Source organism: Streptomyces sp. NPDC002867 (genome assembly GCF_053591895.1).
In genome coordinates, this window is the sequence record NZ_JBSFUR010000002.1 from 73,345 (window position 1) to 88,370 (window position 15,026).

General features: G+C 71.5%; 12 protein-coding genes, 1 tRNA gene and 1 pseudogene. 7 read left to right on the forward strand and 7 right to left on the reverse strand.

Annotated elements, in window-relative coordinates; genetic code table 11:
• The first annotated feature begins 13 nt into the window (after positions 1 to 13).
• The 5 genes from ACWD0A_RS01905 to ACWD0A_RS01925 all read left to right on the forward strand — a co-directional run bounded on the left by ACWD0A_RS01905 (position 14) and on the right by ACWD0A_RS01925 (position 6,761).
• Positions 14 to 1,972: a copper resistance protein CopC gene (locus ACWD0A_RS01905; protein ID WP_451294023.1), complete on the forward strand. Its 1,959-nt coding sequence runs from the start codon at positions 14 to 16 to the stop codon at positions 1,970 to 1,972.
• A gap of 5 nt (positions 1,973 to 1,977) precedes the next feature.
• Entirely contained in the window at positions 1,978 to 3,207 is a 1,230-nt protein-coding gene (gene efeB / locus ACWD0A_RS01910) for an iron uptake transporter deferrochelatase/peroxidase subunit (RefSeq protein ID WP_451293681.1), read from the forward strand.
• Between the two features lie 44 nt (positions 3,208 to 3,251).
• Positions 3,252 to 4,193, forward strand: coding sequence for a prephenate dehydratase (gene pheA / locus ACWD0A_RS01915; RefSeq protein WP_307714604.1), 942 nt, complete (start codon positions 3,252 to 3,254; stop codon positions 4,191 to 4,193).
• Between the two features lie 481 nt (positions 4,194 to 4,674).
• Positions 4,675 to 5,952 (forward strand): serine--tRNA ligase, encoded by a 1,278-nt coding sequence (gene serS, locus ACWD0A_RS01920; protein ID WP_451293683.1) that lies wholly within the window; start codon positions 4,675 to 4,677, stop codon positions 5,950 to 5,952.
• Positions 5,949 to 6,761 carry an HAD family hydrolase gene (locus tag ACWD0A_RS01925; protein ID WP_451293685.1) on the forward strand — a complete coding sequence of 271 codons (813 nt, stop codon included), beginning with the start codon at positions 5,949 to 5,951 and terminating at the stop codon, positions 6,759 to 6,761. Before serS ends, ACWD0A_RS01925 begins: the two co-directional genes overlap by 4 nt.
• A 3-nt stretch (positions 6,762 to 6,764) precedes the next feature.
• Here the strand turns inward: ACWD0A_RS01925 and ACWD0A_RS01930 are convergent.
• The 7 genes from ACWD0A_RS01930 to ACWD0A_RS01960 form a co-directional block, all read right to left on the reverse strand.
• Positions 6,765 to 6,851: transfer RNA gene (locus ACWD0A_RS01930), tRNA-Ser, on the reverse strand.
• Positions 6,852 to 7,112: 261 nt separating this feature from the next.
• On the reverse strand, positions 7,113 to 7,733 hold the full coding sequence (locus tag ACWD0A_RS01935; RefSeq protein WP_451293687.1) for an NADPH-dependent F420 reductase: 621 nt from the start codon (positions 7,731 to 7,733) through the stop codon (positions 7,113 to 7,115).
• Between the two features lie 108 nt (positions 7,734 to 7,841).
• Entirely contained in the window at positions 7,842 to 8,438 is a 597-nt protein-coding gene (locus tag ACWD0A_RS01940) for a hypothetical protein (protein ID WP_451294025.1), read from the reverse strand.
• Positions 8,439 to 8,499: 61 nt separating this feature from the next.
• Positions 8,500 to 9,219: an ABC transporter permease subunit gene (locus ACWD0A_RS01945; protein WP_451293689.1), complete on the reverse strand. Its 720-nt coding sequence runs from the start codon at positions 9,217 to 9,219 to the stop codon at positions 8,500 to 8,502.
• 17 nt (positions 9,220 to 9,236) lie between these two features.
• On the reverse strand, positions 9,237 to 10,148 hold the full coding sequence (locus ACWD0A_RS01950) for an ABC transporter ATP-binding protein (protein WP_451293691.1): 912 nt from the start codon (positions 10,146 to 10,148) through the stop codon (positions 9,237 to 9,239).
• Positions 10,145 to 11,047: an ABC transporter permease gene (locus ACWD0A_RS01955; RefSeq protein ID WP_451293693.1), complete on the reverse strand. Its 903-nt coding sequence runs from the start codon at positions 11,045 to 11,047 to the stop codon at positions 10,145 to 10,147. Before ACWD0A_RS01955 ends, ACWD0A_RS01950 begins: the two co-directional genes overlap by 4 nt.
• Entirely contained in the window at positions 11,044 to 12,009 is a 966-nt protein-coding gene (locus ACWD0A_RS01960; RefSeq protein WP_451294027.1) for an ABC transporter ATP-binding protein, read from the reverse strand. The genes ACWD0A_RS01955 and ACWD0A_RS01960 overlap by 4 nt, the downstream gene beginning before the upstream one ends.
• Positions 12,010 to 12,310: 301 nt before the next feature.
• Between ACWD0A_RS01960 and ACWD0A_RS01965 the strand changes: the two genes are divergently transcribed.
• Positions 12,311 to 14,086, forward strand: a complete 1,776-nt coding sequence (locus tag ACWD0A_RS01965) for an SDR family oxidoreductase (RefSeq protein ID WP_451293695.1) — start codon at positions 12,311 to 12,313, stop codon at positions 14,084 to 14,086.
• Positions 14,083 to 15,018, forward strand: a pseudogene (locus ACWD0A_RS01970) (MerR family transcriptional regulator). The gene ACWD0A_RS01965 and the pseudogene ACWD0A_RS01970 overlap by 4 nt, the downstream one beginning before the upstream one ends.
• Positions 15,019 to 15,026 lie beyond the last annotated feature (8 nt).

Sequence of the window (15,026 nt, forward strand, 5' to 3'; positions counted from 1 at the left end):
GACTGATCGCATGATGACAGCCACCGCCCCGCGCTTCGGCCCGTCCCCGCTGCGGCGACTGCTCGCCGCGATCGTGCTCGCCGGCACGCTCGTCGGCGCTCTGCTGGCCGGTGCGGGCCCCGCGTCGGCGCACGCCGCGCTGATCACGAGCGACCCGAAGGACGGGGCGGTGGTGGCCACCGCGCCCAAGGAGGTCACGCTCACCTTCTCCGAGCAGATCGCCATGGGCGACGACTCAATCCGCGTGCTCGAACCGAGCGGCAAGCGCGCCGACACGGCCGAGATCCGCGACCTCGGCTCCGGCGGCACCGTCAGGTACGGCGTCCCCCTGCACGCGGGTCTGCCGAACGGCACGTACACCGTGGCCTGGAAGGCGGTCTCCGCCGACAGCCACCCGGTCTCCGGGGCCTTCACCTTCTCCATCGGCGCGCCGTCGAAGACCACCGTCGCGCTGCCCGACCAGGAGGCCGGCGGCGGGGTCGTCGGCCTGCTGTACGGGATCGCGCGCTACGCCGCGTACGCGGGCTTCGTCCTGCTCACGGGTGGTGCGGCCTTCGTGCTCCTGTGCTGGCGGCGCGGTGCGTCGGTGCGGCCCGTGCAGCGTCTCGTCGCCCAGGGGTGGGTCACGCTGACCGCAGCCACGCTGGCGATGCTGCTGCTGCGTTCGCCGTACACCGGCTCCGGCGAGCTCGCGGACGCGCTCGACCTCGGCGGGCTGGGGGACGTCCTGGAGACGAAGACCGGCGCCGCGCTCGTCTCCCGGCTGCTGCTGCTCGGAGCGGCCGCGCTCTTCGTCGCGGTGCTCTTCGGCGCCTATGCCCGCTCGTTTCCCACCCCCCTGTCCGACGGCGCTCCGCGCCGGCCGGCCGATGCGCGCGAGGGCGAGGAGGAACGCAAGGACCTCACCTTCGGGCTCGCCCTGGGCGGCTCGGTCGTCGCGGCCGGGATCGCCGCGACCTGGGCGCTGTCGGAGCACGCGTCCACCGGCATCCAGCCGGGGATCGCGATGCCGGTGGACGTCCTGCACCTGCTGGCCGTCGCGGTCTGGCTGGGTGGTCTGGCCACGCTGCTGGTGGCGCTGTACCGCGCGCCGTCCGTGGAGCGCGAGGCCGTACAGCGGTTCTCCACAGCCGCGTTCTGGAGCGTCGTGGTGCTGGCGGCGACCGGGCTCTACCAGTCGTGGCGGCAGGTCGGCTCGTGGTCGGCGCTCACCGGAACGCGGTACGGACAGCTGCTCCTGCTCAAGATCGGCCTCGTGGTGGTGCTGGTCGCCGTCGCGTGGATCTCGCGGCGCTGGACCACGCGCCTGTCCGAGGTCACGGCGGCCGGACCCGCAGACGACGAGAAGAACGCGGAGGACGACCCCGCCGAGGACGCCGACGCCGAGCCGGCCGACTCCGTCCGCGCCGCTCAACTCGCCCGCCAGAAGGCCGCGATGGCCACGGCCGAACGCAGGCGCACCAGGGACGCCGACGCCGAGCGCTCCGGACTGCGCCGTACCGTGCTGGCCGAGACCGCGGTCGCGGTCGTGCTGCTGGCCGTGACGACGGTGCTCACGTCGACCGAGCCGGGGCGTACGGAGGAGGATGCCGCGCGCGGCGGCGAGCGGTCGGCCGCTCCCCAGGCCACCGGACCCGTCGAGATCGAGCTGCCCTTCGACACGGGCGGCGAACAGGGCAAGGGCACCGTACGGCTCAGCCTCGACCCCGCGCAGCCGGGCGCGAGCGAGATGCACGTGTGGACGGAGACGCCGGACGGCGAACCGCTGGACGCCCCCGAGCTGAAGGTCTCGTTCACCCTGCAGGCCAAGGAGATCGGCCCGCTGCCCATCACGCCGGACCGGGTGGCGGCGGGACACTGGAGCGCGAGTGCGGTCCAGATCCCGATGCCCGGCGACTGGCAGGTCAAGGTGACCGTGCGCACCTCCGACATCGACCAGACCACCGTCGACAAGAACATCAGGATCGGCTGAACCCAGTGAGCGACAACGACATCTCCAGGCGGCGGGTGCTCGGCGCCGCCGGCGCCGCGGGCGCGACCGGGCTCGTGTCCGGCGCCGCGGGCGGCGCCGCCGCCTACGCCGCCTCGTCGGACGCCCCGACGCCGCTGACCTCGGTCGGCGCCACCGGCGTCGCCTTCCACGGCAGGCACCAGGCGGGGATCACCGACCCGCAGCAGGCCCACGGGCATCTGGTCGCCTTCGACCTCGCGCCCGGCGCCGGGCGCAAGGAGGCGGCCGCGCTGATGAGGCGCTGGTCGGCCCTGGCGGCGGAGCTGATGGCGGGGCGGCCCGCGGGGGACGGTGACACGGGCGTCGCGCTCGACGCCGGGCCGTCGTCGCTGACCGTCACCTTCGGGTTCGGCCGTACCTTCTTCGACCGTACGTCCCTGATCGCCGAACGCCCCGTGCAGCTGGACCCGTTGCCGGCCTTCTCCTCGGACCGTCTCGACCCGAAGCGCTCCGACGGCGATCTGTGGGTGCAGATCGGCGCGGACGACGCGCTCGTCGCCTTCCACGCGCTGCGCGCGATCCAGAAGTCGGCGGGCGGGGCCGCGCGGGTGCGCTGGCAGATGAACGGCTTCAACCGCTCCCCCGGCGCGACCGCGAAGCCGATGACCGCCCGCAACCTGATGGGCCAGATCGACGGCACCGGCAACCCCAATCCGTCCGAACCGGACTTCCGGCAGCGGGTCTTCGTGCCGCAGGCGACCGAGCACGCCTGGATGGCGGGCGGTTCGTACGCCGTCGTGCGCCGCATCCGGATGCTGCTCGACGACTGGGAGAAGCTGTCGCTGAGGAAGCAGGAGCAGGTCATCGGCCGCCGCAAGTCCGACGGCGCTCCGCTGACGGGCGGTACGGAGACGACGGAGCTCGCCCTCGACGAGACCGGTCCCGACGGAAGGCTCGTGATCCCCGACAACGCGCACGCGCGCATCTCCGCGCCCGAGCAGAACGGCGGCGCCGCGATGCTGCGGCGGCCCTTCTCCTTCCACGACGGGATCGACGCCGACGGGACGCCCGACGCGGGGCTGCTCTTCGTCTGCTGGCAGGCCGACCCGCTGCGCGGCTTCGTGCCGGTGCAGCGCAAGCTCGACCGGGGCGACGCGCTGTCGCCGTTCATCCGGCACGAGGCGAGCGGACTGTTCGCGGTGCCGGGCGGGCCGGCGAAGGGCGAGTACGTGGGGCAGCGACTGCTGGAGGGCTGAGCGGGAGGCGTACGGGCGGGTCCGCGGCGCATTAGGGTGACGGTATGTCGGCCACGCGCTACACGTATCTCGGTCCCGAGGGCACCTTCACGGAGGCCGCCCTGCGTACCCTGCCGGAAGCCGCGACCCGGGAGCTCGTCCCGATGGTCTCGGTGCCCGCCGCACTCGACGCCGTACGGGCGGGTGAGGCCGCGGCGGCGCTCGTGCCGATCGAGAACTCCGTGGAGGGCGGCGTCACGGCCACCCTCGACGAACTGGCGTCGGGCGAGCCGCTGATGATCTACCGCGAGGTCGTCCTGCCCATCGCCTTCGCGCTGCTCGTGCGCCCGGGCACCGAGCTCTCCGAGATCAAGACGGTGACCGGCCACCCGGTGGCCCAGCCGCAGGTGCGCAACTGGCTGCGCGCCCATCTGCCGGACGCGCTGTGGGAGTCGGCCGCGTCGAACGCGGACGGGGCGCGGCTCGTCCAGGAGGGACGGTTCGACGCCGCCTTCGCGGGCGCGTTCGCCGCGGCGACGTACGGGCTGGAGGCGCTGGTCACCGAGATCCACGACGCCGAGAACGCCGAGACGCGGTTCGTGCTGGTGGGCCGGCCGGCCCGGCCGGCGGCGCCGACGGGCGCGGACAAGACGTCCGTGGTGATCTGGCAGCGCGAGGACCATCCGGGTGCGCTGATGGAGCTGCTCCAGGAGTTCGCCGTACGCGGGGTCAACCTGATGCTGCTCCAGTCGCGGCCGACCGGCGCGGGCATCGGGAACTACTGCTTCGCCATCGACGCCGAGGGCCACGTCTCGGACCGCCGGGTGGGCGAGGCGCTGATGGGCCTGAAGCGGATCTGCCAGGAGGTCCGGTTCCTCGGCTCCTACCCCAGGGCCGGGGTGGCGCCCGAGCAGGTGCGTCCGCTGCGCGCGGGGACGTCGGACGCCGAGTTCACCGCCGCGTCCGACTGGCTGGCGCGCTGCCAGGACGGCCGCGCACAGGACTGAGTCGTACCGGCAGATTTTCGTTGTCCACAGAACTTATCCACAGGCGCGCTTCTCGACCTGGGGACAAGTCGACAACGCATCACCGCATCGTCGACAAATCGGCCCAGGACTCCCCCTTCCCTCCACAGAGCGGCAGGTCGGCCCCTGTCACCCTCTTTCCATTGATCAACCCTTCAGGGCGAGGAATTCCCACCCGAATGAGTGTGTGGGGACGGTTTGATCAGCGAATCCTCGGGCACTCATGCGCCTTTCGGAATGATCAATTCCATAGTCCACAGACGGTTCGCACACCCTGTGGATAACCGCGCTTCCCGCCGAACACCTGTGGACAAGCGGTCCACGATCCGGACGGGGGCCTGGAGAATTGGCGCCCGGGGCGAGGAATTGCCTCGCCTTTATCAATTCCGGCAATTCGGGCAAAGTGACACGCAATGCAGTATCGGGTGGGGTGGGCCCGAGTCGGCACCGGTAGCCTGGTGGGGTGATTGACCTTCGCCTGCTCCGTGAGGACCCCGACCGTGTTCGCGCCTCCCAGCGCGCCCGTGGAGAGGATGTCGACCTCGTCGACGCACTTCTCTCCGCCGATGAGCGGCGAAGGTCCTCGGGCCTCCGCTTCGACGAGCTGCGTTCCGAGCAGAAGTCGCTCGGCAAGCTCATCCCCAAGGCCTCTCCCGAGGAGCGCGCCGAGCTTCTGAAGAAGGCCGAGCAGCTCAAGGCCGACGTCAAGGCCGCCGAGGCCGCGCAGAACGACGCCGACGAGGAGACCAGGCAGCTCCTGCTCAAGCTCGGCAACATCGTCCACCCGGACGTTCCGGTCGGCGGCGAGGAGGACTTCGTCGTCCTGGAGACGCACGGCACCATCCGCGACTTCGCCGCCGAGGGCTTCGAGCCCAAGGACCACCTGGAGCTCGGCGAGGCGCTCGGCGCCATCGACGTCGAGCGCGGCGCCAAGGTCTCCGGCTCGCGCTTCTACTACCTGACCGGCGTCGGCGCCCTCCTGGAACTCGCCCTCGTCAACGCAGCGATCGCCCAGGCGACCGAGGCCGGCTTCGTCCCGATGCTCACCCCCGCGCTGGTCCGCCCGCGCGCCATGGAGGGCACCGGCTTCCTCGGCCAGGCCTCGGAGAACGTGTACCACCTGGAGAAGGACGACTACTACCTGGTCGGTACCTCCGAGGTCCCGCTCGCCGCGTACCACATGGACGAGATCATCGACGGCGACAAGCTGCCGCTGCGGTACGCGGGCTTCTCCCCCTGCTTCCGCCGCGAGGCCGGCACGTACGGCAAGGACACCCGCGGCATCTTCCGGGTCCACCAGTTCGACAAGGTCGAGATGTTCTCGTACGTCGCTCCGGAGGACGCCGAGGCCGAGCACAAGCGGCTGCTGGAGTGGGAGAAGCAGTGGCTGACCGGCCTGGAACTGCCGTTCCAGGTGATCGACGTCGCCACCGGTGACCTCGGCGCCTCGGCCTCGCGCAAGTACGACTGCGAGGCGTGGATCCCGACCCAGGGCAAGTACCGCGAGCTGACCTCCGCCTCGAACTGCGACGGCTTCCAGGCGCGCCGCCTGTCCGTCCGCATGCGCGACGGCAAGAAGGTGCAGCCGCTGGCGACGCTGAACGGCACGCTGTGCGCCGTGCCGCGCACCATCGTGGCGATCCTCGAGAACCACCAGCTGGCCGACGGTTCGGTGCGCGTCCCCGCGGTCCTGCGTCCCTACCTCGGCGGCCGCGAGGTGCTGGAGCCGATCTCCAAGTGAGTCCCGCCCCCTTCCCGTACAAGCTCGTCGCGACGGACCTGGACGGCACGCTGCTGCGTGGCGACGAGACGGTCTCGGAGCGCACCCGTGACGCGCTCGCCGCGGCCACCGCGGCGGGTGCCGCGCACATCGTCGTCACCGGGCGCGCGGTGCCGTGGACGCGGCACATCCTGGACGACCTCGGCTACGACGGCCTGGCCGTGTGCGGGCAGGGGGCGCAGGTCTACCACGCGGGCGAGCACCGGCTGCTGACGTCGGTCACCCTCGACCGGCAGCTGGCCGGGCTCGCCCTCTCCAAGATCGAGGCGGAGGTCGGCCCGCTGCTGCTGGCGGCGAGCCGGGACGGGCTCGACGGCGACGTGCTGATCGGCGAGGGCTACCGGGTGCAGGAAGGCCCGCTGCCGTACGTGCCGATGAAGGACCCGGCCGACCTGTGGGCCGCTCCGCTGAACAAGGTCTACATCCAGCATCCGACGCTGGAGGACGACGAGCTCGCGACGGTGGCCAGGGCGATGGTCGGCAGTCTCGTGGACGTGGTGATGGCGGGCGCCGGGATCGTGGAGATCCTCCCGCTGGGCCTGAGCAAGGCCACGGGCCTGTCGCTGGCCGCGCGCCGGCTGGGCGTGCGGGGCGCGGACACGATCGCCTTCGGCGACATGCCGAACGACATACCGATGTTCGGCTGGGCCGCGCACGGCGTGGCGATGGCGAACGCGCACGACGAACTGAAGGCTGTGGCCCACGAGATCACGGCGTCGAACGAGAACGACGGCATCGCGGTGGTCCTGGAGCATCTGCTCCGGGGCTGACGGCGGAGGATGCGCGGATCGAACGCGCGCAGGGTCGGAGCCCTGACGACGGCTTAGCAAGCCGCTGCCTTACCACTCGGCCAATCCTCCGGGAGGGGGGCGGCCCGCGCGGATGCGCGCTCGAAGCGGCCGCCCCCTGGGCAGCCGCTCCGGGCGGCCGTGCGGAGGGTGATGACTACTCCGCGGCCTGCCCGGTGCCGCCCCGACGGGAGCACAACGGACCTCGACTCGAACTCTCGGTCATCGCCGCACTCCTCTCCCGGTCGGTGGCACCGGCACCTCGCACGGATGTGCGGTACCGGCTTCAACCACTCTGCCCGGTAGGGGCGTTCGGCGCCAACGGATTTCTCGTCAGCGGGCCCGCAGGACCTCCACGTTGAAGACGTGCGCGCCGAGCGCGGTGGCCACCCCCACGAACAGCAGCGCGAAGTGCTCCTGGCCCCGGGCCGTGGCGATGCCGCCGAGGTCGAGCCGGGACGCGGCCGGCCAGCCGAAGCCCTCCAGCAGTTCGCCGACACGCTCCTTGGCCCCGGCGTCGTCCCCGGACAGGAAGACCGTGCCGGGCGAGGTCAGGAGCTCGGGACGGACCATGACCGAGGCGTCCATGGTGCACAGCGTCTTGACGACCTTGGTGTCCGGCAGCGCCCGCTGGAGAATTTCCCCCACGCTGTCGTTGTGGTGCACCAGCTCCATGGCGGGCGTCAGGGCGACGGTGACGTCGAGCAGCACCTTGCCGACCAGCTGCGGCCGCACGGAGGCGAGGAGTTCGACGCTCTCGGAGGTCCCCGGCGTGGCGTTGACGACGATGTCCCCGTGTGCGGCCGCCTCGGCCACGGGGACCACGGGGTGGTCCAGGTCCTTCCTGTTCTGCGGGTCGCGGGAGCCGAGCACCACGTCGTGCCCGGTGCGAGCGGCGCCGGCCGCGAGTGTTCTGGCGACGTTTCCTGTGCCGATGATCGCGATGTTCGTCATGGGTGTGACGCTAGGCGGCGCACAGCCCCGGCCGTATCGGGCTACGTGCCCGGACACGGTCGGGCTGTGGACGTAGGCCCGACCGGCCGAGTGGTCAGCAGCGGGCGGTCAGCGACGCCTGCGGCGACGGAGATCTCTGAGCCGGCGGGCGAAGTCGTCCATCCTCGCGTCCATCCGGATCATGTCGTCGGACAGTTCGCACAACCGGTTGCTCATCGCACCGACCACACGGTTGGTGGCATCCAGTCGCTGGTCGAGACTGTCGAGCCGCTGCGACATCCGGTTCAGGACGGGGCCGAGCTCCCGCAGGGCGGTGCCCACACCGGCGAGGCAGTGCTCGGCGTCGGTGACTCGGCGGTCGAGCGATGCGTAGCCCTCGCGCCACCCCTCCTCCGCGTCGAGGAGGTAGGTGCGCACGCGCCGGGCGATGTCGCTGTCGCGCAGGAGCATGGCGACGTTGAGCACGGCACGGCGGGTGAAGAGGGTGAGGCTGGAGCGGCGCTGTGGATAACTCGCAACACCCTCGGATGAGAGTGACAAGTTGTCACTCGGATATTCGCGCAGGTCAGAGCCACGCAACACCTGCATCCCGTTCTCGGTGAGCTCTTCACGGTGCCGAGACGTCATCTGCCTGATGACAGCTGTGGATACTTCGAAGTACACCGCGACGCCGTCTGTGGACACATGCATGCTGTCCGGCAGCAGCCGGAGAGGAAAAACGGGCCGGCCCCCGCCCGACCGGGCAGGGGCCGCCGTGCGCCGACCGTCACTCCTCGCCGGCGAGCTTGAGCACGCGCAGCCTCTGGCCCGCGTACCAGGTCGCCGCCACGGTCACCCCTGCCAGCAGCGCCACGGCGGCGGGCAGGCCGACGTCCGAGCCGATCATTCCCTCGCCGCCGATCCTCTCGGCCAGCGACAGGGACCACTGCTGGACGCTGAGCGTCCGGGCCCCGGGGACCAGGCTGCCGAACAGCGTCTCCCACACCAGGGCGTAGACGAGCCCGATGACCACCGCGTGCCGGCTGACCGTGCCGAGCAGCAGGAAGAGGGCGCTGTACGCGATGGAGGCGACCAGGGCCGCGACGGTGCAGGCGATGGCGATCTGCTGCCCGTTGCCGTTCAGGATGAAGCCGGCGACGAACGTGGGGACGGCCGAGAAGGCCATGGTCACGGCGATCGCCACGATCAGCTTGGTGAAGATGATCGTCGGCCGTTTCACCGGTTTGGCGAGCAGGTAGACGATCGAACCGTCGTCGATCTCCGGGCCGATCGCACCCGTCCCCGCGATCACGCCGATCAGCGGCACCATCGTGGCGAGGGCGAACCCGCTCAGGACGTCGGCCGCGACCTGGTCGTCCGCGCCGTTGAACGCCCGCACGGCGGCGGCGATCAGCAGCAGCAGAGCGGGCAGCACGAACAGGATGGCGGCACGGCGCCTGCCGAGCACGGCCCGATAGGTGAGCCGGGCGACTGTGGGGTTGTACATGGACGTCACAGCTCCTTTCAGGCCGCTACGAGGTAGGAGAAGACCGATTCGAGGGACTCGTCGGACGGCGAGACCGTGAGCAGCCGGATGCCGTGCTCCCGCGCGACCTTCGGCAGCAGCTCGGTGAACCGGCCGAAGTCGACGGCCTGGATGCGCAGCGCCCCCTCGCCGAGGTCGACCTCGATGCCGGCTGTGGACGGGTCGGCGATCAGGGCGGCGGCGAGCGCCCGGTCGTCGCTGGAGCGGACCAGATAGCGGTGCGGGCGGTCCGTCATCAGGCGGCGGATCCGGCGGAAGTCGCCGCTGGCCGCGTGCCGCCCGGCGACGATCACCTCGATGTGGGAGGCCAGTTGCTCGACCTCCTCCAGGATGTGCGAGGAGAACAGCACGGTACGGCCGTCCGCGCCCATGCGGCGCAGCAGGTCCATGAGCTGCATGCGCTGGCGCGGGTCCATGCCGTTGAACGGCTCGTCCAGCAGCAGCACGGCGGGGTCGTGGACGAGCGCGGAAGCCATCTTCACGCGCTGGCGCATGCCCTTGCTGTACGTCGCGATCTTGCGGTCCTGGGCGTACTCCATCTCGACCGTGGCGAGCGCCCGTGCGGCCTCGCGGCCGCCCAGGCCGTGCAGTTCGGCGTTGGCGACGACGAACTCGCGGCCGGTGAGGAAGTCGTACATCGCCTCCCGCTCGGGGACGACGCCGATCTGCCGGTAGACCGACTCGTTGCGCCAGATCGGCCGGCCGTCGAGAGTGACGGTGCCGGTGGAGGGGGCGAGGAAGCCGCCCATCATGTTGATGAGGGTGGACTTTCCGGCGCCGTTGGGGCCGAGGAGACCGGTGACGCCGGGGCCGATCGCCATGGTGACGTCGTTGACGGCCACCACGTTGCCGAACCAGCGCGACGCGTGCTCGATGTTGACCGTTGTCACAGGCCGACCTTCCGGTAGCGGCGCATCAGCACGGCGTACGAGCCGGCGACGAGCGCGAGGACGACGAGGAGGTAGACGACGCCGGCGCCGGTTCCCGGGCCCTCGCCGCCCGGGAAGGCGGACGTGGCGCCGAGGAACGCGGTCTGCACCCCGTCGATGAGCGTGACCGGCGAGAACAGGCCCAGCCACGGGACGGCGCCCGCCGAGCCGGTCTCCCAGGCGATGGCCTGGACCGTGGACACGGCGCCGTAGGTGATGGTGAGCGTCGCGATCACGGCGGCGACGCCGAAACCGCGCCGCGGTGTGAAGGCGGCGAGCACGAGGCCGATGCCGCCGAAGAGGACGGAGAGGAGAGCCACGGAGACCATGCCCTGCGCGAAGCCCTTCGTCTGGTCGGCGAAGTCGAACTTCGCGAGCAGCGCGCCCAGATAAAGGATGACCAGCGGCGTGGCCGTGAGGACGAAGAGCGCGGAGGCCATCGCCGCGAACTTGGCGACCACGTAGTCGATGCGCTCGATGGGACGCGAGAAGTACAGCGGGACCGACTTGAACCGCAGGTCGCGTGAGACGGACTGCGGTGCCTGCGCCGCCAGGAACAGGGCGATCAGCGCCTGCATGATGATCGCGTAGCGGGTGTACTCCACCGGCAGGTCGGACATCGAGGGCACCGAGATCGCGACGGCCACCATGATCGCCGCCACGAGGCACATGATGCCGAGCAGGATCATCGGCAGGACCTTGGACTTGGCGGAGCGGCCGAGGCCGTACGCGCCGCGCAACGACTGCGAGTAGAGCGAGCGGCGCGCGTAGGCGCGGCCGAGGCGAGGGCCGTCGTAGGTGCGGTACCCGATGTTGTGGATCCGCGTGGTCTCCGGGGCCCCGGGGGTCTGCGTGCTCACCGGGTCTGCACCTCCATGGGCCGGTCGGCCGTCTGCGGGCGGAAGACCTCCGCGATGTGGTGACGGCGCTGTTCCATCCGGACGAGACCGAGGCCGAGGTCGGCGACGGTGTCCCGGACGATGTCGTACGTCTCCTCGCCGGCCGCCTCGAGCAGCAGGATGTGGCCCGCGCCGGGCAGGCCCTCCTCGGTCCGCTCGTGCAGCGTGACCCCGGCCGCGGCGAGCGCGGCCCGCAGCGCGGCGGTGCCGTCGGGGTGCGTCTCGGAGTCGGTGACCTCGACCGCGAGGGTGGCTGTGGTCTGCGTGAAGTCCTTCGTGGAACTGGAGCGCAGCAGCGTGCCGCCGTCGATGACGACGACGTGGTCGCAGGTGCGCTCCAGTTCGCCGAGGAGATGGGACGTGACCAGGACCGAGATGCCGAAGTCGGTGTGGATGCGGCGGATCAGGCCGAGCATCTCGTCGCGGCCGACCGGATCGAGTCCGTTCGTCGGCTCGTCGAGGAGGACGAGCTGCGGGTCGTGGACGAGGGCCTGCGCCAGCTTCACGCGCTGCTTCATGCCGGTCGAGTAGCCGCCGATGGGGCGGTAGCGCTCCTCGTAGAGGCCGACATGGCGCAGCGTGTCGGCGGTGCGCTCGCGGGCGGCCGTCGGCGGCAGTCCCGACATGCGCGCCATGTGGACGACGAACTCGGTGGCCGAGACGTCGGGCGGCAGGCAGTCGTGCTCGGGCATGTAGCCGACGCGCTCGCGGATCTGCGCTCCGCTCGTGGCCACGTCGAGTCCGAGCACGGCGGCACGGCCCTCGGTGGCGGGGGACAGACCCAGCAGGATCTTGATCAACGTGGACTTGCCGGCTCCGTTGGCGCCCACCAGGCCGGTCACACCGGGGCCGATGTCCAACGAGAGCCGGTCAAGCGCGGTCACCCTCGGGAACCGCTTGCTCAGGCTTTCGGTCGCGATCACAGTCACGCTTCGACGGTAGTGGCGGCCGCCACACCTGACGTCAGCCTCGCGTCCCGATGTGCGTCCGACTCGAGAGGTACGGACCCGTAGGGGCGATGCGACCTGAGGCGACCTCACCTCGGGGGTCCGGGGGTTTCCACAGGCCGCACGCGCCCCTTGACGTGACCGCCGGGCATGGTCACATTCATCGGTGTCGCGTTACGGCTCGTAGTCGCCCGGGAGACGGACGGTGGCGTGGTCTCGTGCCCGGGGGCCGGCGACCTGCCGCAGGTGCGGTGCCGGGCGGAGGGGAGATGATCCGGTGAGCGGTCTGCAGGGGGCGCGCGAGCGCCGGGTCCGTACGGGCGGTGTCGAGCTGTGCGTCGCCGAGCTGGGCGACGAGACGCGGCCGACCGTGCTGCTGGTGCACGGTTATCCGGACAGCAAGGAGGTCTGGTCCGAGGTCGCGGCCGGGCTCGCCGACCGCTTCCACGTCGTGCTGTACGACGTCCGGGGCCACGGCGCCTCCACCGCCCCCGTCCCGCTGCGCGGCGGCTTCACGCTGGAGAAGCTGACGGACGACTTCCTCGCCGTGGCCGACGCGGTGAGTCCGGACCGGCCGGTGCACCTCGTGGGGCACGACTGGGGGTCGGTGCAGTCCTGGGAGTTCGTCACGGTCCGGCGCACCGAGGGCCGCATCGCCTCGTTCACCTCCGTGTCCGGGCCGTCCCTGGACCATTTCGGGCACTGGATCAAGCAGCGGATGCGCCGGCCCACCCCGCGCCGCGTCGGACAGCTCCTCGGCCAGGGCGCCAAGTCCTGGTACGTGTACCTGCTGCACACGCCGGTGCTGCCGGAGCTGGCCTGGCGCGGGCCGCTGGGCAAGCGGTGGCCCAGGATGCTGGAGCGCGTCGAGCGCGTGGCCGCCGGGGACTATCCGACGGCCTCGCTGCCCCGGGACGCGGCGCACGGGGCCTGGCTCTACCGGGACAACGTCCGGGCACGGCTGCGCCGCCCCCGCGCCGACGCCTACGCGCACGCGCCGGTCCAGCTGATCACGCCGACCGGTGACGCCTTCCTGTCGGAGCGGCTCTACGACGACCTCGACGCCTGGGTGCCGCGGCTCACCCGCCGCACCCTGGCCGCCCAGCACTGGGTGCCGCGCACCCGCCCGGACCAACTGGCGGCCTGGATCGGCGACTTCGTCACGGCCCACGAGTCCGGCACGGCACCCTCGGGCCCTCCTTCCGCGGCGGCGCCGCAGGGGCCGTACGCACAGCGGTTCGGCGGCCGGCTCGTGCTCGTGACGGGCGCGGCGAGCGGCATAGGGCGGGCCACCGCCTTCGCCTTCGCCGAGGCCGGGGCGCGCGTCGTCGCGGTGGACCGGGACGCGGAGGGCGCCGCCCGGACCGCGGAGCTTGCGCGGCTGACGGGGGCGGCCGACGCCTGGGCCGAGACCGTCGACGTGGGCGACGAGCAGGCGATGGAGAAGCTGGCCGAGAAGGTCACCACGGAGTACGGGGTGGTGGACGTCCTCGTCAACAACGCCGGGATCGGCCTGTCGGGCTCGTTCCTCGACACGAGCACCGACGACTGGAAGAAGGTCCTCGACGTCAACCTGTGGGGCGTGATCCACGGCTGCCGGCTCTTCGGGGGCCGGATGGCGGAACGCGGCCAGGGCGGCCACATCGTCAACGTCGCGTCGGCCGCCGCCTATCTGCCGTCCCGGACGCTTTCCGCGTACAGCACGTCCAAGGCGGCCGTGCTGATGCTCAGCGAGTGCCTGCGCGCGGAGCTCGCCGGCCGGGGCATCGGCGTCTCCGTGATCTGCCCCGGCATCGTGAACACCGACATCACCGCGACGGCGCGCTTCGCCGGGGCGGACGAGGCGGAGCAGAAGCGGCGGCAGAAGAAGGCGGCCCGGCTGTACGGGCTGCGCAACTACCCGCCGGAGAAGGTCGCCGAGGCGGTCCTGAGGGCCGTCATGAGGAACCAGGCGGTGGTGCCCGTGACGCCGGAGGCGCGGGGCGCCCGTGTCATGGCGCGGTTCACGCCGAGGGTGCTGCGCGCGCTCGCCCGGATGGAACCTCCCCTGTGAGCGGCGCCGAGTACCGGATCGCGGATCTGGCGCATCACAGCGGTGCCACGGTCCGCACCATCCGCGCCTACCAGGACCGCCGGTTGCTGCCCCCGGCCCGAGCGGCGCGGCCGGGCCAGCGTGTACGGATCGGCGTCGCACCTCACCAGGCTGCGTCGGATCGCGGATCTCCTCGACCGCGGCTACACGCCGCATCGATCAAGGAGTTGCTGGAGGCGTGGGACGCGGGCCGCGGCCTGGGCGGGGTGCTCGGGCTCGTCGTCGAGGTGCAGGGGCCGTGGACCGACGAGGAGGCGGCACGCGTCACCCGGGCCGAACTGGCCGAGAAATTCGGGGGGTCGGCCGATGAGGAGTCGCTTGCCGACGCCGTGGAGCTCGGCGTGCTGGAACGGATCCCGGGCCGCGAGGACGAGTTCCTGGTACCGAGCCCGCAAGAGCTGGCCGCGGCCGCTGAGTTGCACGCCGCCGGTGTGCCGCTGTCGGCAATCTCCGGGCGGCTCAAGGAGCTTCGGGGGCAGGTCGAGCACATCGCCGCGCACTTCCTGGAGTTCACGGCCGAGCACGTCTTCGCCCGGTTTCCGGGGCACCGGCCGCCGACGGACGCGGAAGCGGCGGAAGCGGCCGTTCTGGTCCGGCGTCTTCCCTAGCTCGCACAGCAGACGGTCGACGCGGAACTGGCGCGTGCGATGGGGGTCTTCGCCTCCCGGCACCTCCAGCGGCACCTGTCGTCGGGCGGCCCGGCACCTGCGGAGCAGGAGCAGCGTCCGGTGATGTCGCCCGTGCGCACAATGGACGCTGTACGGAATCTGGTTGGCGAGGTACATGCTGCCGCGTTCATCGCGGCGGCCGCCGAACGCGAGGTGCGGGCACGGACGTTGGACTCACTAACCGCAACACACAACAGTGAAAGAGAATTTGGTCAAATAGGGTAAATGACACG

Bases quoted from the DNA above. Each gene is read 5' to 3' on its own strand.
- ACWD0A_RS01905 (WP_451294023.1), top strand. From the start codon at position 14: ATGACAGCCACCGCCCCGCGCTTCGGCCCGTCCCCGCTGCGGCGACTG.
- pheA (WP_307714604.1), top strand. From the start codon at position 3,252: ATGTCGGCCACGCGCTACACGTATCTCGGTCCCGAGGGCACCTTCACG.
- ACWD0A_RS01935 (WP_451293687.1), bottom strand. From the start codon at position 7,733: ATGACGAACATCGCGATCATCGGCACAGGAAACGTCGCCAGAACACTC.
- ACWD0A_RS01945 (WP_451293689.1), bottom strand. From the start codon at position 9,219: ATGTACAACCCCACAGTCGCCCGGCTCACCTATCGGGCCGTGCTCGGC.